A 16946-nucleotide genomic window follows, 5' to 3' on the forward strand; every position below is an offset into this window, starting at 1 on the left:
CAATTAGGTTTGCGGCTTCGTGTCGGAAACTGCAGGAAATTTGTCAAGCAAAGCCGCCACGATCTTGCCGAACCCGATCCCGAGCGACGACTTGATCATCAGCACATCGCCGGGCGCAACCGAGGAAAGAACGAAGGCGGTGAGCTCTTCCGTCGTCTCGCGATATTCGACATGCACTGTTTCAGGCAACGCCTCCTTCAGGGCCAGCATCTCCGGCCCGGAGAGCCAGGCGTGTTCGATCCCCGCGGCAATCAGCGGACCCGCCAGATCGGCATGCACCCTACGCGCATGTTCGCCCATCTCGAGCATGTCGCCAAGGACGGCGATGCGGCGTCCGCGACTGTCGGCGGCACCCGTTGCCAGCAGCGCCATTGCCGCGCGCATGGAGGCGGGGTTGGCATTGTAGCTTTCGTCGATGACGGTGAACGTGCTCGCCCCGATCGCAAGCCTGTGGCGTTTGCCACGGCCCTTTTCCGGCTGCAGCGTCGCCAGCGCCTCGATAGCCCTGTCGAGGTCGCCGCCGACCAGCGTCACGGCGCCGAGCACGGCAAGCGCATTCTCGGCAATGTGGCGACCGGGCGCACCGATGGCGATCTCGAAGGTCTCGCTGCCGAGCGTCAGCCAAAGAGCCGATTTCTCGTCGGAGCCATTGAATTCCGCCAGCCGGAAGTCGGCCTTGGCATGCTGGCCGAAGCTATAGATTCGAGTGATGCCGAGCGCTTGCGCCTGGCGCTCGAGGAACGAGAACTGGTCGCTGTCACGATTGAGGATGATGTCTCCGTCGGGCTCTAGACCCTCGAAGATCTCAGACTTGGCGGCTGCGATTTCCTTGATGCTCTTGAAGTTGCCGAGATGGGCGGCGGCCACCGTCGTGATGATCGCCACATGCGGGCGGACCATCTTCACCAGTGGCCTGATTTCGTCCGGATGGTTCATGCCGATTTCGAAGACGCCGAAGTCGGTATCGATTGGCATGCGTGCCAGCGTCAACGGCACACCCCAGTGATTGTTGTATGAGGCGACCGAAGCATGGACCTTGCCGGAGGGCGACAGCACGTGACGCAGCATCTCCTTGGTCGTGGTCTTGCCGACCGAGCCGGTAACGCCGATTATCTTTGCGCGCGAACGATCTCGGCCGGCGATGCCGAGCGTGGTCAATGCCGCCAGCACATCCTCGACGACGATCATCGGCACGGTGAGGCGCCCGAGCGCCGGTAGCCGCGCTTCGCTGACAACCAGCAACGACGCGCCATTGGCCATCGCCATGCTCGCAAAGTCATGCCCATCGACGCGATCGCCCTTGATGGCGAAGAAGGCTTCGCCGGGTCCGATCGAACGGCTGTCGATGGAAATTCCTGTAATACCCGCCGGCAACGAGCCAACAGGCCGGCCATGCATGATGTCGATCAGGTCTTCGCTTGTCCAAAGCCAGCTCAAGATGTCGTCTCCCCTAGTGCCCGGCGCACTTCCGCATGATCCGAGAACGGCAACGTGACACCGTCGACCGTCTGGCCTTCCTCGTGCCCCTTGCCAGCCACGATCAGCGTATCGCCGGCCTTCAGCATGTCGACTGCGGCGCGGATGGCCTCGGCACGGTCGGCGATTTCCGTGGCTGAGGTGGCCGCAGCCATGATTTCGGCGCGAATGGCAGCCGGTTGTTCAGAGCGCGGATTGTCGTCGGTGACGATGACCACATCGGCCAGCCGGCAGGCAATCTCGCCCATGATCGGCCGCTTGCCACGATCCCGGTCGCCACCGCAACCAAAGACAACGATGACACGACCGGTGGTAAAGGGCCGAACAGCCGCCAGCACGTTTTCCAGCGCATCCGGCTTGTGGGCGTAATCGACATAGGCAAGCGCGCCGTCTCGCGTCTGGCCGATCAGTTCGAGGCGTCCGGAAGCTCCCTGCAGCTTTTCGAGCGCCTGCATGGCCACGGCTGCCGGAACGCCGGTCGATATGGCAAGCCCTGCGGCAACCAGCGCATTGGCAATCTGGAAATCGCCGGCGAGCGGAATGTGAATCTCGAAGATTTCAGTGCCGAAATGAACCTCGGCGACCTGCTTGTGGCGCGAATGCTCGACCCGCTTCAGCGTCAGGAAGTTGCCCTTGCGGCCAACGGTGCGGATATCGTGACCGGCCTGCCGGGCAGCAGCTACGGCCTGATCCGACCAGGCGTCGTCAGCAAAGATGACGGCCGGCGATCCCTGCGGCAGCAGCGTATCGAAAAGCCGCATCTTGGCGGCCATATAGGCCTCTACGGTCGGGTGATAGTCCATGTGATCGCGGCCGAGATTGGTAAAGCCGGCGGCCTTGAGGCGCACGCCATCGAGACGGAACTGGTCGAGCCCGTGGCTGGATGCTTCCATCGCAGCGTGCGTCACACCCTCGTCGGCAAGCTCGGCCAGCAATTTGTGCAGCGACACCGGGTCCGGCGTGGTCAGCGAGCCGTAATCGTTGCGGCTGGGCGAGATGACGCCGGTCGTGCCGATCATTGCAGCCGTGCTGCCGGCATGCGCCCAGATCTGGCGGGTGAAGGAGGCAACGGAGGTCTTGCCGGCAGTGCCCGTGACGGCGACCATGGTCTCCGGCTGGCGCCCGTAAAAACGCGCGGCTGCCAGCGCCAGCAGGCGGCGCGGCTCGGAGACGGCAACAACGGGTACAGAACCGGCATCCGCAACATGCTGGGCGAAAATCACGGCGGCGCCGCGCGCAGCAGCGTCGGCGACGAAGGCGGCGCCATCGGCCTTGCTGCCGGCAACCGCGACAAAGGCCATTCCCGGCGTAATCTGCCGGCTGTCGGCGGAAAGACCCGTGATGTCGATGTCGCCCAGCGAGCCGCCGACCGGTCCGTTCAACTCGGGAAAATCGGTCCCGACGAGATCACGCAATTTCATGGCGTCTACTTCTTTGTTCTAGGCCTGCCCGCCCCACGCGAATCGACCGCGTTATCCATTCAATCTCAATAAGACACCAGCAAGGCGGAGCCGCCCTCACCGAATTTCGGTTTTACACCGAGAATCGCCGCCGAACGGGCGATGATATCGCGCGCGATGGGAGCTGCCGTATAGGCTGAAATCGTGCCTCCATGCTCGCCCGTCAGCGGTTCGTCGCAAAAGCTCATGACCACATAGCGGGGATTGTCGATCGGGAAGGCTGCCAGGAAGGTGTTGAAGTTGGCGGTGTGGGAGTAGCGACCGTTAACGACCTTGTCCGCCGTACCCGTCTTGCTGCCGACATCGTAGCCGGGAACGCGGGCGGCACGACCGGAACCCTTGGAGCCGTTGAAGTCGAGCAGGAAGCGGACATCGTCGCTGGTGCTCTTCTTGATGACGGTTTTCGCGACCAGGTCGGCCTGCTCTGCCGTGCGTGGCAGGAAGGTCGGCTCGATGAGCTTGCCGCCGTTGACGAGCGCCGCACCGGCCACCGCCGTCTGCAGCGCCGTCGTCGAGACGCCGTGGCCGAAGGAGATGGTGATCGAGTTGATTTTCTTCCAGACTTTCGGCTGGCTGGGCGTCTTGACCTCAGGCAGTTCCGTCGGCATCCGGGTCAGGAGACCGAGGCGCGTCAGGAACTCCTTGTGGGCATCGATGCCGACGAGATCGGCGATCTTGGCCGTACCGATGTTGGACGAATACTGGAAGATTTCCGGAACGGTCAGCACGCGGCCCTGCCCGTGGAAGTCGTGGATCACGAAGCCGCCGATGCGGATCGGCGCGCTGGCATCGAAAGCGTCCCGAAGCGTCACCTTGCCGCTATCGAGCGCCATCGCCATCGTGAAGGTCTTGAAGGTCGACCCCATTTCGAAGGTACCGTTCGACATGCGGTTCAGCCAGCCTTCGGCGGCACTCGCATTCGGCTCATTCGGATCGAAATCGGGCGCGGACGCCATGGCGATGACTTCTCCGGTCTTGACGTCGAGGACGATGGCACCGCCACCCTTGGCCTTGAAGTTGACTACGGCCTTGGTCACGACATCGCGGGCAATCGCCTGAACGCGAACGTCGATCGACAGCTTGACCGGCTCCAGCGGGCTGTTGCTGGTCATACCTACGGCGGCGAGATCGGCCAGGCCCTGGTCGTCGATATATTTTTCCATGCCCATTACGCCACGGTTGTCGATGTTGACATAGCCGAGGATGTGGGACGCGGTCGGGCCGCCTGGATAGAAGCGGCGCTTTTCAGGCCGGAAGCCGATGCCGGGAATACCGAGCGCAAGAATCTGGCTCTGCTGCTTTGGCGTCAGCTGGCGCTTCAGCCAGGCGAAGTGCGACGTGTTGGTCGAAAGCTTCTTGTAGGTGCCCTTGAGGTCGATATCCGGCAGCACGGTCGAGAGTTTTTCGACGGCGTCGTCGACATCGACGATCTTGTTCGGCTCGGCAAACAGCGACACCGTACGGATGTCGGTCGCGAGCAGCGCCCCGTTACGGTCGACGATGTCGGGCCGCGAGGCCATCAGCCTGTCGGCCGGCAGAATGCTCGATACCGTATCGGGCATGGCAGTGCCATATTCGACCAGTCGCGCGCCGATGATGCAGTAGACGACGCCGAAGCTCACGCTCAACAACAGGACACGGCTTCGCGCCTGCCCCGTCTTGCGCTTTCGCGATCCCTCGACGACAGCGCTTGCAAGCGCGTCGACTGGCTTGCCGTTGGTACCGGCGGAAAAATGTGCCTTGCTCTTCAAGAGCATGATGCGGGACAGAAAAGACATCAGCGCTTCACCGATCCCGTTTTGATATCGTCGACACCGGACTTGCCATGCCTAGCCGGTGCCAGCCTTGCGACTGGTTTCGGCGCAGGCTTGGCTGCCACGTCGGCTATAACCTTGCGGATATCGGCATCGCTGTCGTCGCCCTTTGATGTGCCGGGCTTTGCGGTCGGCTTGCCGTCCATGATACCCGGAGGTGGCGGCAGCTGGCTGCGCAGCATGGGCAGTTCGTTCGGCTGCACGAGGGATGTCGACAGCGTCGGCTGCAGCTGCAGTTCGCTGTTATAGTTGGCGACCAACCGCTCGAGGCGGTTCGGCTGTACGACCAGCGCCCAGTCGGCCTTCAGCAGCTCGATGGTATCCTTCTCGAGCTTGATCTCGGCTTCGAGGTGATGCACCTCCTCGAGCTTGAGCTCGGCGCGGTGCTTGATGGTGTAGGTCACGGCTGCCGCAGTGGTCATAACGCCGATGAGCACGATATCGAAGGTCTTCAGCATCTCAACCTCCAAGCTTTGCAAGGGTGGCAAGGTTCGGCAGCTCGAAAATCGAGACGTCGGCTGCTTCTGCCGGCGCAGCGGTTCGCACAGCAGCACGCAGCTTGGCCGAACGGGCACGTGGATTGAGCTCGGCCTCGACCTCGCCGGCCGAGACGACCTGCTTGCCGATGGCATCGAAAGTCGCCGCCCGCTCGTGGACGACTGGCATATGGCGCGAGCCCGTCGAGCGGCCCGAACGATCGGTGAGGAACTTCTTGACGATCCGGTCTTCCAGCGAATGGAAGGTGACGACGACGAGGCGGCCGCCGGGCTTCAAAGCCCGCTCGGCGGCAAACAGCGCTTCTGCGAGTTCACCGAGTTCGTCGTTGACGAAGATGCGCAGCGACTGGAAGACACGGGTCGCTGGATGGATCTTGTCCTTGGCCTTGCGGGGCGTCACCAGCTCGATCAGTCCTGCAAGATCACGCGTGGTCTCGAAAGGCTTTTCGGCACGGCGCTTCTCGATGGCATGGGCAATGCGCGGCGCCTGCTTCTCCTCGCCGAGAAAGACGAAGATTCGGATCAGGTCGGCGAGCTTGGCATTGTTGATGACGTCGGCAGCAGACACGCCCTTTGCAGACATGCGCATGTCGAGCGGACCGTTCCTCTGGAACGAGAAGCCGCGCTCGGCCTCGTCGATCTGCATCGAGGATACGCCGATATCGAGAACGATGCCGTCGAGACCGCCCTCAGGAGCATGCTCTGCCAGCTGCGAGAATTGCGAGTGAATGAGAGTAAGTTTGCCGGGATGAGCTTCGACTAGCGCCTGGCCTGCCGCAATCGCCGTCGGATCGCGGTCGAGCGCAATCACATCGGCGCCCGACGCCAACAGCGCCGACGTATAGCCGCCAGCCCCGAACGTGCCGTCGAGAATGACCTTGCCGGGCGCAGGCTCCAGCGCCCTTACGACTTCGGCCAGGAGAACCGGAATATGACGAAGCGGCCCGCCACCGGCTTCAGCACAATCTCCGCCAGGTTGAGCTTCCATTCCGTCCCCTCGTTGTATCAGGAACGCATGCCCGCCAGCCTGCGCTCCTCTCTTGAGGTTGCCTGCAGGGCTTGAAACGCCTGCGGCTCCCAAAGCTGAAAGTAGTCCGCCCGACCCACGAAGGTCACCTCGTCGGTGATTCCGGTGAAATCGCGGATGAAATCCGTGACCATCAACCGTCCCTCGGCATCGAGCTTCATGAAGACCCCGCCCCCATGGATGAGGAGCGACATCTGATTCGCCTGCGACGAAAACGGATCTTCCGCCGCAATCTGTTGCTCGAACCGGTCGAGCAGATCCAGTCCGCCGATGCTGATCGCCGGGAACACGAAATCCTGGAAGCAGTACAGCTCCGGAATGGCGCGCTCCGACAGCACCGATCGAAATACCGAAGGCACGGAAACGCGGCCCTTGGCATCGATCTTGTTCGTCGCATTCGACAGGAAGCGTTTCATGACGCGAAACACCCGTTTCCATTGGTCGCGCGAAAATCCTTCGCCCACATTCACTGCCGCCATCGCACAAAGCTTCGCCCGCCGGAAAAACTATTGTCTTCCCGGTCTCCCCGAGAGGAGCACGACCTTTACTTTGCGATGATTGGGCCTTGATTTGCCCCTGTGCAGTGCGAATTTGGGATACCATGGGACCATATGGGCGTCAATGGGATACGGCCTGCGGAAGCCGGTTGCAGTCCCCCATATTCATAGGCCGTTAAGCTTAACGAAAGGTTAGGAAGTGCGGCATTTGCCCGCCGCGAGCGCCTGAGAGGCGATCGCATTGCTTGAAAAAATTGGACATTTGACTATCGATTAGCGACCGCAAATAAAGGGCGCGAGGCGCCACCGCAGTGCTCGAAAAAAATTACCAGTTGGCCTGTAAGCCGGGTTCTGTAAGGCCCCGACCGAAGTCGGAACGTGGCAGCCATTCATCTGGGACGACACTTGCGTGCCGCCTCGTGCAACCCACCCGGATGACAGGCCCGGAAACAGGCTGGTGCGCTTGCGCGCCCCGCGTCATCCCTATTCGGTTTTGCTCCCGGTGGGGTTTACCATGCCGTCGCTGTCACCAGAGACGCGGTGGGCTCTTACCCCACCCTTTCACCCTTACCCGGTCGGGACCGGGCGGTTTACTTTCTGTGGCACTTTCCCTGAGGTCACCCTCGCCGGACGTTATCCGGCACCGTGTTTCCGTGGAGCCCGGACTTTCCTCACCCCACCGCCTTTCGACATTGTGAAGCGCGGCTGCCCGGCCAACTGGTAGGCGCTCATTAGCCGAGGCCGCAGGCAATTGCCACCTTAAATCCAACGACCGCCGGCAAATCCGCTCACTGGCGAAAATATGGTGCAAAATCCGTGCTGTAGGCGTCGTCGTTGATTCGACCCTCGAGCAGCAATTCGGCACCAAGCCGGCCGATTTCATCCGAACTCTTCGCCGACGTGCCGCTGCAGCCGGTCAGGACGCCAATCCGCGGCGACGCCGTGTAGCCGATCATCGGATAGGTCGACGGTGAATAGGAGGTGACACAGGCGCCCGACGATATCGACAACGGCCGCAAATCGGGAACCAGCCGTCGAACGATCCGCGTCAGGTGATCGCGTACCGAGGCCCGGCCATCGGTGCGAAACCAGGCACGCATCTCGGCGTCGCTGGTGATGTCGTAGTCGTCGGGATCCCCGCCGATCTTGAGGTAATACTTGCCGTCGGGATATCGGATCGGCGGCAGCAAATAAATGCTGTCGACGTCATCAGGGCCCTTGGTGATCAGCGACGGCATGGTTCCGAGCGCCATTGCATCGGCTTCGCTGATCTCAAAATAGGCAATCGTCCGGCCACGGACAATCATCTCGACCGGAGCCGCCAACAGGCTGGCGGCAATGGAAAACCCGCCGGCAGCCAGCAGCGCCTTCTCCGCCCGGTAGACGTTACCCTCGCCCGTCGTCACCACGGCAATGCCGCCCTCGTCGCGGATCGATACTACGGTCTCTTTCAGCACCTTCGCCCCGACCTTTTCGGCAAGCAGCGATTGCGCCTTCACCAGCCGGCGCGGGCTGATATGGCCGGCACCCTGTGGCTCATAGATGCCCTCGCTGCCGCGGTCGAACGCAAAGAATGGAAACCGGGCACGCAGGCCATCGTCATCAAACCGCTCGGTACGCACTTTCAGAGCCTCGGCAGCTTTGGCGACGTGATCGATATAGGCATCTGCGCCACCCTGCCTCGGCCCGACCGCAAGGCAGCCAACCTGGGAGTAGAAGGCAATGCCGCTTTCCCGCTCCAGTTCGCGGTAGCGCGCAATCGACCGGTTTGCCAGCAAGGCCCAGTTCGGATCGGGATCTATCGTCCGGGTGATACGACCCTCGTCATAATGGCTGGCGAAGACGCCGCTGTGGACCTTCCGATCCGCAGGTTCGTCAGGCCCTATCACGGCGACGCCGTTCGTCTGGCGGGCGAGGTGGCGAGCAGCCGCCGCCCCCATCATGCCGCGACCGATGACGATGAACTTGAAATCCGCTGCCATGTTAGGTCTCCATCGATATCGGGAATCGATAGCATGACAATCGGCTGGATTTCCAGACGAAGTTCACCTGATAAACAATTCGTCTTCAAGCACTTGCCGCCTAGTCGAGAAGCGCCAGCACCTTGCCGCAGTACCGCTTGGACACCGGGTTCATGCGCGTCGCGCCATGGCCGGCATTGTATTTGAGGATAGTATTGCAAGTCTCGCCACCGCCGAGCGTCTGCGCCAGGGCCAGATATTTCATGCCGATGCGGATGTTGGTATCGGGATCGGCGAGCCCCTTGACCGAGCCGGAATAACCCATCATCCGTGCCGTTGCCGGCTTCACCTGCATCAGGCCGACCTCGCCATGGCTGCCGCGCATACGCGGGTTGAAGTTGCTTTCGATCTTGATGACTGCCGTTGCCAGCGCGACATCGACGCCGTTCTGCCTGGCATATTTGGTGATGATCTCGGAATAGCGATTGTCGCTCGGACCCGGAACAACGGTGTTGCCGGTGCTAGCCGTTGCATCCTGCCTGGCGTAACCGATGCTGCGGCCGAGTGTCTTGAACGATTTCGTCTCGACCCTGACCCGGTGCTGGCCTGCAAAAGCGCAATCGTATCCCATCAGCAACATGCTTGCGCATGCTGCCGTCGCAACAATCAAATTTTTCATTCAGTCTCTCGTCTCCGGGTGGGATCGCGGCAGCGGCGCATGGCGCTGCCCTGCCGTCGGGATAGCCATCTCGATGGCCAGTTCCCGCAAAAATCCACGTTGTCGTCTACGGCTGCTGTTCCGGATAAGTGAACGGTTCAGCGCCGCTGTTCATCGGCGCCGTTAGACCATCGCAATGCGCAGATAATAGGGAAATGCTGTGGCAGCGTCCGGATCTGCAGCCTTTTGCGATGCCGGAAGCCGTAAGCAGGCATTCAAAAGACAATTGGACAGGTGCAATCTTCAGGCGAAGTGCGGCAACGCCCGCAGCAGGCGATGCAGCGTATCGATGGTCGAGAAATCGGCGATCCCGTCGACCCGTTCCTGGCGGAAATGCCGCTGGAAAGCCTCGACATCGCCGGCCATGGCTGCGGAAAAATCGCCATTGATTTCCGTGCCGTAACCATAGAGTGACAGCATCGACTGCAGCGCCTCGACCGGCTGCCCGCTGTCGCCCATCTGGAAAAAGCGCCCCCCGGATATCGGCGATGGCTCCACCCAGTGACCGACCCCTGCGGCATGCAGCCTTGCCCACGGAAAGCGCTCGCCGGGATCGACCTTGCGAATGGGTGCTATATCGGAGTGACCGAGCACCCTTTCCGGCGCTATGGACCAGCGCTCGCCGCAATCGCGACACAATTCAATGACCGCATCGATCTGCGCATCGGGGAATTGTGGCAAGCCGCCCGGGTGGCCTGCATTGGCGATCTCGATGCCGATGGAGAGCGAGTTGATATCGTTTTCCTTGCGCCAGACACCCTTGCCCGCATGCCAGGCACGACGCGCTTCGGGCACGAGTTGCAGCACCCGGCCGTCTTCATGGATGAAATAGTGGCTGGAGACCTGGCTTTCCGTCCGACAGAGCCAGTCGAGGGCGCCATCGGCCGTGCCCATGCCGGTATAGTGCAACAGGATCATATCCGGCTTGCGCCCACCTGCCCGCTCGCCGTGGTTCGGAGACGGTTGCACCAGGGCACCGCTGTAGTCAGCCGCAAACGATGTCATGCGGCGCGGCGTTCCTTCTCGATTTCCTCGTAGGCAGCGTTCAGTGCCGCCATCCGCTCGTTGGCGATGACGTGGAACTCCTCGGGCACGCCACGCGATACGAGGCGGTCGGGATGGTGTTCGTAAACCAGGCCGTGGTAGCGCTTGCGGATGGTCGGGAAATCGTCGGAAGGCTTGACGCCCAGAACCTTGTAGGGATCGCGCCCGTTACCGGAGACATGCCGCGCCATGATCTGCTCGAAGCGTTCTTCGTCCATCTGGAAGATCTCGGCGATGTGGGCGAGGAACGAGATTTCCTTCTCGTGGATCAATCCGTCGGCCTTGGCAATGTGGAACAGGCCGTCCAGCACGTCCTCGAGCACGGGGCAGTTTTCGCTGCAAGTGACGCACAGCGTTGCCAGCCGTTCGGCATAGGCCTCGTAGCCGGCAACGTCCTGGCGCGCCAGATTGTAGAGGCGCGCGACATTCTTCGCCTGGTCATCCGGAAACTCAAAAATCTCGCGGAAGGCATTGACTTCATTCTCGGTGACGACACCGTCTGCCTTCGCCATCTTGGCAGAAAGCGCGATGATCGCGACCGAGAACGCCACCTTGCGGCGGGTTTCGGGATCGCCTTCGAACAACGTCCGGATGGCTTCGACCACGCCTGACAGGGCATTCCCCGCGGTGCCGACGGCATTCAGCAGCTTTTCCCAGATAGACATGACGATCCCGATTACTCCAAAGAATGAGCAACACGTTGATCAAAGAATGGTGGCGAATGCAAGCTGACCATTGGCCGCAGCGTTGAAAACACCTTTCACGAATAGGTAATGATCTAACCATAAATGCCGCTCCCATCGGTTTCGATGTTGCCCGCATAAGTCAAATGAATTGGACAGGGGCGCTCCGGCCTGTAAGCGCTGGCGTCACCCTTATCCCGGAGCCACCATGCCCTTTGCAGACCGACCGCAGCTTCTTGGCCTCGCCCTCGGGCTGATCGGCGTCCTCATTTTCAGTGCAACGCTGCCTTTCACCCATATTGCACTGGAAGGTTTCTCCCCGGCCTTCATTACCTTCGGCCGCGCGCTGGTCGCCTCCGCTGCCGCCATCGTGACGCTGCTCGTCCTGCGCCGCCGACCGCTGCCGCGCGGTCACTTCGGTCAGTTGTTCGCTGCCGGCCTCTGCGTTGTCTTCGCCTTTCCCGGTTTTTCGTCAATCGCCATGCAGACCATCCCGGCAAGCCACGGCGCCGTCGTCCTCGGCCTGCTGCCGCTGTTGACGGCGATCTTTGCCGCCATCATCGACGGCGAGCGACCCGGGATCCTGTTCTGGATCTGCGGCGTCATCGGCGCCACCCTGGTCGTCAGCTTCTCGGTGACGCAAAACGGTTTCCAGATGCAGCCCGGCGACCTCTGGCTGTTTGCCGCCGCGGTCATCGTGGCGCTCGGCTATGTCCTGCTCGGCAGGCTTTCGCGCAGCCTGTCGGGCTGGGAGGCAATCTGCTGGGCGCTGGTCGTGACCCTGCCGATCTCGCTCATCGGTACCGCCATGACAGCCTCGAACGGTTTTCACGCGCCAACGGTGACAGCGTGGGGCGCCTTTGCCTATCTCGGGTTGATGTCGATGTTTGCCGGCTTTCTCTTCTGGAATGCGGGGCTTGCGATCGGCGGCATCGGCCGCGTGGCCCAGGTCCAGCTGATGCAGACCTTCTTCACGCTCGGCATTTCCGCCCTCCTCCTTGGCGAGCATGTCGGGCTGGAGACCGTGGGCTTCGCGATGCTGGTCGCCTTCGTCGTCTGGCTCGGCCGCAAAGCACGCCATTCGTAAATTCTTTACTTTACAGCCCTCCCCACCTGTCGCATCCATCAGGCAACACCGAGTTGATGCACTGACCTTGCAAGGAGGCAACCATGGCCAGACAGAAAGTCGCAATGCTCACCGCCGGAGGGCTCGCGCCCTGCTTGTCGTCCGCTGTTGGCGGGCTGATAGAGCGCTACACGGACATCGCGCCCGACATCGAGTTGATTGCCTATCGCTCCGGCTACCAAGGTGTCCTGACGGCCGACCGAATCGAAATCACCCCCGCCATGCGTGAAAAGGCGCACCTGCTGCATCGCTATGGCGGATCGCCGATTGGCAACAGCCGCGTCAAGCTCACCAACGCCGCCGACCTCGTCAAGCGTGGGATGGTGAAGGAAGGCGAGAACCCGTTGCGTGTCGCTGCAGAACGGCTGGCATCCGACGGCGTCACCATCCTCCACACCATCGGCGGAGACGATACAAACACGACGGCAGCCGATCTCGCTGCCTACCTCGGCGCCAACGGCTACAACCTCACCGTCGTCGGACTGCCGAAGACGGTCGATAACGACGTCGTGCCGATCCGGCAGTCGCTTGGCGCCTGGACGGCAGCCGAAGTCGGCGCCCACTTCTTCGGTAATGTCAGCAACGAGCAAACGGCGGCACCGCGCTCGCTGGTCATCCATGAGGTCATGGGCCGCAGCTGCGGCTGGCTGACGGCAGCAACGGCGCGCGCCTACATCCAGAAGACCAGCGCCAACGAATATGTCGATGGCATGATGACCAACGCCGCGATGAAGAGTATCGACGGTCTCTACCTGCCGGAGATGGCTTTCGACATCCATTCCGAGGCCGCCAGGCTGAAAGAGATGATGGACAAGAACGGCCATGTGACGCTCTTCGTCTCCGAAGGTGCCTGTGTCGATGCCATCATCGCCGAGCGCGAAGCTGCCGGCGAAAACATCAAGCGCGATGCCTTCGGCCACGTGAAGCTCGACAGCATCAATGTCGGCAACTGGTTCCAGAAGCAGTTTGCAGCCCTGCTCGATGCCGATCGGTCCATGGTCCAGAAATCCGGCTATTTCGCCCGCTCGGCGCCGGCCAATATCGACGATCTCAGGCTGATCCAGGGCATGGTCGACCTCGCAGTCGAAAGCGCCCTCAACAAGGTCTCCGGCGTCACCGGCCATGACGAAGGCCAGGGCGGAAAGCTGCGTACAATCGAGTTCCCGCGCATCAAGGGCGGCAAGAAGTTCGACATGTCGGCAAAGTGGTTCGGCGAAGTGATGGACCACATTGGCCAGCAATACCGCGAAGGATGATTGACGAAGCGTGAAGACGGTGTCTTCGCTGGTGGCGGATGGGATGAGGATGATTCGATGTCCGTTGAAACCTGGCTTGCCTTCGCCGCCGCTTCTGCCGTCATGCTGGCTATCCCCGGCCCGACGATCCTGTTGGTGATATCGTATGCGCTTGGCCACGGCCGGCGCACGACGGTCGCAACCGTTGCCGGGGTGACGCTCGGCGACTTCACCGCGATGACCGCCTCGCTTGCCGGCCTCGGTGCCCTGCTGGCAACTTCGGCAGGCCTGTTCACGGTGCTCAAACTGATCGGCGCAGGCTACCTGATGTTTCTCGGCATCAAGCTCTGGCGCGCCCCTGTCGTGACCGGCCCGATGGGCGACAACGATAACCTTCCCGAGGAAAGATCGTCCAAGATTTTCCTGCACGCCTATGTTGTAACGGCACTCAATCCTAAAAGTATCATCTTCTTTATTGCCTTCGTTCCGCAGTTCCTCGACCTCGGCAAGCCGTTCTTGCCGCAAACCCTTATCCTGGAAGCAACTTTCCTCGTCCTCGCAGCCCTCAATGCGTTTCTCTATGGCCTGCTGGCCGACGTTGCGCGCGGCTACATCCGCAAGGCCAGCGTGCAGCGCGCGGTCAACAGGACAGGGGGAACGTTGCTGATTGCGGCCGGCGCCGTCACGGCCGGATACCGGCGAATGGCGGCTTAGTCGCCGTCCCACCTTGCGGGGCTGTCACGAATAGGTTAATTGGCGTTCATAATTTAATTCCCCTGTGACCGAATTGCATCGCAGGTGGAACGCAATTTTCGAAAGAGACAGCATGATAGCCAGCGGATTTACGAGCCTGAAGCGCAGCGTCGCCGTCTCGGCAATCCTTTGCGGTGGCCTCGCCGGTTGTGCCACCCAGCAGCAGACATCCCAGGCAGATCTCTCTCATACGACGACAAACGTCCCCCACCCGACATCGACGGCACAAGTTTCCACAACAGCAACGCCCGGTTCCACGACGGCGATTGTGTCGCAGGCCCAGCCACAGGCGACAGCGACCCTTTCGAAATCCGGCCGCCTGCCAGGGACCGAGACAGCTGCGGCGATAGGCCCACGCCTGCCGGCCGACCAGGCCTCGAATATGCAGGACCGCATGGGGCAACCTGCTGGAAAATCCGGCAAGGGCAGCGAGGCGCAGGTCGCCATTGCTTCGGTCACCGGCGCTCCTGCGGCAAATACCTCGGCGTCCGCCGCCTATGCCTCTTCAGACGATATGCTAATCCCGTCAGTGGTTGCCATTCCCACACCCAATCCTTCCCGCCCCGGGGATCTCACGCAGACCCCGGCCTTGAGCTCGGCGCTGGTTGAAAGCGGCAACGCTATCCCGATGACGCCGGAAATGGTAGCGATCCAGGCAGTCGTGCCGACACCACGCCCGGGCGAAGCCAGCCCCTTCACCGCGACGCAGGTTGCCTATGCCGCCCCCTCTCAGGCTGCAAACCTCAGCTACGCGGACAACCGTCTTCATTACGACTTCAACTTCGACACGACAGGCCCGAGCATCGTACCTGCCGTTCTGGAAGAGAGAAGCGATGACAATGTGTCCTCCGAGGAAAAGGGCCACATCACCACGCTGATCGAGAAATATGCGAAACTCTATCAGGTGCCGGCAGCACTAATCCACCGCGTCGTGCACCGAGAAAGCCGCTATGATCCAAAGGCTTTCAACAATCGCGGCTATTTCGGCCTGATGCAAATCAAGTACAACACGGCAAAATCCATGGGCTACGACGGCCCAGCCTCCGGCCTTTTCGATGCCGAGACCAACATCAAGTATGCCGCAAAGTATCTGCGCGGTGCATGGATGGTGGCCGACAACAAGCTCGACACCGCAGTCGCCCTTTACGCGCGTGGCTATTACTACGATGCCAAGAACAAGGGCATGACCAACGTCGCCAACGGCAACTACTGAGGTTGCCTTTGGGTTTTTACAGTTTTGAGCGCATCGACGATCTTTTGCACAAGAATCTGAGGCCGATAGTTCAATTCGTCTGGAGTAAGTCCGAGGCGAACGACAACGATATTGGCCGACGGCACGATCGCAACGCTCTGCCCGTCATGCCCAACCAGCCAGAACGTATCCAGCGGCAATCCGAAATGCCGGCTTCCACCGCCCGGGGCTGACAACCACGCCTGGCCTTGGGTGAATATCCCGTTTGATGCTTTTGTCGGCGTCCGCATCGCGCCCACGAAGCCCTCCGATAGCAACCGCTGCCCGTGCCAGACGCCATCCTGAAGCAGGAATTGCCCAAACCGCGCCCAGTCCCTGGCCGTCGCGTAGAGATAGGATCCGCCGACAAGGGTGCCGTGCTCGTCGGCCTCCAGCACGGCGCTCGACATGCCGAGCGGGGCAAACAGGGCATCGTGGGGGTAGTCCCGGGCCGCGTGCTGATTGTCGAACCTGTTCATCCAGATCCGCGACAGCAGCACCGCAGTCCCCGTGGAATAATGAAATTCCTGCTTTGGAGGAGAGACCTGCGGCGCGCTTGCAGCCATCGCCGCCATGTCCGGCTCCAGGAAGAGCATCCGCGTGACATCGGTGACCGAGCCATAGGATTCGTTGAAGGCAAGACCGCTTTCCATCGCCAGGAGGTTTGCCACCGTGATCTTCGATCGGCTGTCGCCGTGCCATTCCGGAAGCAGGTCGGCATCATCGAAGGACATCCGCCGCGCCTGCATGAGGCGCCCGATAATCGCTGAATTAACAGTCTTGGTCATCGACCAGCCGAGCAGCGGCATGCCGGCATCGAAGCCTTTGCCATAGCTTTCGGCCACCAGCCTGCCATCCTTAATGACCACGATCGCCCGCATCCCGGGCCCGCCAACGGCAGGATCCTTGATCACGTCCGAGATAGCGGCATTGGGTTCGCCGGCTGCGTTATCGCCGTCCGGCCAGTCGGCATCCCGTCCCGTCACGACCGGAACGCGAGGCATCGACAAGTGTGCGGCCATCTTCATGTCCCCGTCGGGCACGCTGGCGCAACCGAGCGGCCCGCGATAGACGGCGAAATTGGGAGCAAACAGGCCGAGCATCCGGGCAGAGACGACGCCCTCGTCGCGGGAAATGGAGAGGCGAACGAGCCTCAGCGCCGGATTGCCGGGCGCCTGCACGTCTTCGGAGAGAATAGCCTGGGGATCCCGGCCCGAAATGAAGACGCCGGAGCAGACTATCTTGGCGGCATAGCCATCGGCAACCCTCAGCAGATCGGGGGGCGCGATGGCGAGCCAGGCAGCGGCACCCGCCACGCCCGCCATCATGAACCCCGCCAATCCCAGCCCGATCTTCGCTCTCAAACGCATCGCATGTCTCCGCCAGTTCGATGACGAAACAAGCAGCAAAGTCGGCAGCGATCA

Annotated in this window: 15 protein-coding genes and 1 other RNA gene; 4 read left to right on the forward strand and 12 right to left on the reverse strand. The window is 61.5% G+C overall.

Annotated elements, in window-relative coordinates:
• Nucleotides 1-3: 3 nt before the first annotated feature.
• From J5289_RS13245 to J5289_RS13295, 11 genes are all read right to left on the reverse strand, one after another.
• Entirely contained in the window at nt 4-1437 is a 1434-nt protein-coding gene (locus tag J5289_RS13245; protein WP_209187491.1) for a UDP-N-acetylmuramoylalanyl-D-glutamyl-2,6-diaminopimelate--D-alanyl-D-alanine ligase, read from the reverse strand.
• The gene (locus tag J5289_RS13250) at nt 1434-2897 is read right to left on the reverse strand and encodes a UDP-N-acetylmuramoyl-L-alanyl-D-glutamate--2,6-diaminopimelate ligase (protein WP_209184153.1); all 1464 of its coding nucleotides are present in this window, start codon (nt 2895-2897) and stop codon (nt 1434-1436) included. Before J5289_RS13250 ends, J5289_RS13245 begins: the two co-directional genes overlap by 4 nt.
• Nucleotides 2898-2962: 65 nt before the next feature.
• Nucleotides 2963-4714, reverse strand: coding sequence for a penicillin-binding protein 2 (locus J5289_RS13255; protein WP_209184155.1), 1752 nt, complete (start codon nt 4712-4714; stop codon nt 2963-2965).
• A complete protein-coding gene (locus J5289_RS13260) occupies nt 4714-5208 on the reverse strand; it encodes a hypothetical protein (RefSeq protein ID WP_209184161.1) in 495 nt (164 codons plus the stop codon). The genes J5289_RS13255 and J5289_RS13260 overlap by 1 nt, the downstream gene beginning before the upstream one ends.
• Nucleotide 5209: 1 nt before the next feature.
• Nucleotides 5210-6235 (reverse strand): 16S rRNA (cytosine(1402)-N(4))-methyltransferase RsmH, encoded by a 1026-nt coding sequence (gene rsmH, locus J5289_RS13265; protein WP_142823202.1) that lies wholly within the window; start codon nt 6233-6235, stop codon nt 5210-5212.
• A 17-nt stretch (nt 6236-6252) separates the two neighbouring features.
• Nucleotides 6253-6690: a division/cell wall cluster transcriptional repressor MraZ gene (mraZ, locus tag J5289_RS13270; RefSeq protein ID WP_209184256.1), complete on the reverse strand. Its 438-nt coding sequence runs from the start codon at nt 6688-6690 to the stop codon at nt 6253-6255.
• Nucleotides 6691-7095: 405 nt separating this feature from the next.
• Nucleotides 7096-7492: RNase P RNA component class A (gene rnpB, locus J5289_RS13275), an RNA gene on the reverse strand.
• 67 nt (nt 7493-7559) lie between these two features.
• Nucleotides 7560-8753 carry an FAD-binding oxidoreductase gene (locus tag J5289_RS13280; protein ID WP_142823203.1) on the reverse strand — a complete coding sequence of 398 codons (1194 nt, stop codon included), beginning with the start codon at nt 8751-8753 and terminating at the stop codon, nt 7560-7562.
• A 100-nt stretch (nt 8754-8853) separates the two neighbouring features.
• Nucleotides 8854-9411, reverse strand: coding sequence for a lytic transglycosylase domain-containing protein (locus tag J5289_RS13285; protein WP_142823204.1), 558 nt, complete (start codon nt 9409-9411; stop codon nt 8854-8856).
• A gap of 282 nt (nt 9412-9693) precedes the next feature.
• Nucleotides 9694-10455 carry an N-acetylmuramoyl-L-alanine amidase gene (locus J5289_RS13290; RefSeq protein WP_142823205.1) on the reverse strand — a complete coding sequence of 254 codons (762 nt, stop codon included), beginning with the start codon at nt 10453-10455 and terminating at the stop codon, nt 9694-9696.
• Complete coding sequence (locus J5289_RS13295; RefSeq protein ID WP_142823206.1) at nt 10452-11159, reverse strand: DnaJ family molecular chaperone; 708 nt, start codon at nt 11157-11159, stop codon at nt 10452-10454. The genes J5289_RS13290 and J5289_RS13295 overlap by 4 nt, the downstream gene beginning before the upstream one ends.
• 226 nt (nt 11160-11385) lie before the next feature.
• On the opposite strand from J5289_RS13295, the gene J5289_RS13300 reads away from it, so the two are divergent.
• The 4 genes from J5289_RS13300 to J5289_RS13315 all read left to right on the forward strand — a co-directional run bounded on the left by J5289_RS13300 (nt 11386) and on the right by J5289_RS13315 (nt 15504).
• Nucleotides 11386-12264, forward strand: coding sequence for a DMT family transporter (locus tag J5289_RS13300; RefSeq protein WP_209184165.1), 879 nt, complete (start codon nt 11386-11388; stop codon nt 12262-12264).
• Nucleotides 12265-12347: 83 nt separating this feature from the next.
• Complete coding sequence (locus J5289_RS13305; protein ID WP_209206517.1) at nt 12348-13559, forward strand: pyrophosphate--fructose-6-phosphate 1-phosphotransferase; 1212 nt, start codon at nt 12348-12350, stop codon at nt 13557-13559.
• A 57-nt stretch (nt 13560-13616) separates the two neighbouring features.
• Nucleotides 13617-14252, forward strand: coding sequence for a LysE family translocator (locus J5289_RS13310; protein WP_142823209.1), 636 nt, complete (start codon nt 13617-13619; stop codon nt 14250-14252).
• 112 nt (nt 14253-14364) lie between these two features.
• Nucleotides 14365-15504 carry a lytic transglycosylase domain-containing protein gene (locus J5289_RS13315; protein ID WP_142823210.1) on the forward strand — a complete coding sequence of 380 codons (1140 nt, stop codon included), beginning with the start codon at nt 14365-14367 and terminating at the stop codon, nt 15502-15504.
• On the opposite strand, the gene J5289_RS13320 is transcribed toward J5289_RS13315, so the two are convergent.
• On the reverse strand, nt 15498-16892 hold the full coding sequence (locus J5289_RS13320) for a serine hydrolase (RefSeq protein WP_209184169.1): 1395 nt from the start codon (nt 16890-16892) through the stop codon (nt 15498-15500). The genes J5289_RS13315 and J5289_RS13320 overlap by 7 nt on opposite strands.
• Between the last annotated feature and the right edge of the window lie 54 nt (nt 16893-16946).

The sequence above is a fragment of the Rhizobium sp. B230/85 genome (genome assembly GCF_019355735.1).
In the GTDB taxonomy this organism is placed as follows: Bacteria; Pseudomonadota; Alphaproteobacteria; order Rhizobiales; family Rhizobiaceae; genus Rhizobium; species Rhizobium rhododendri.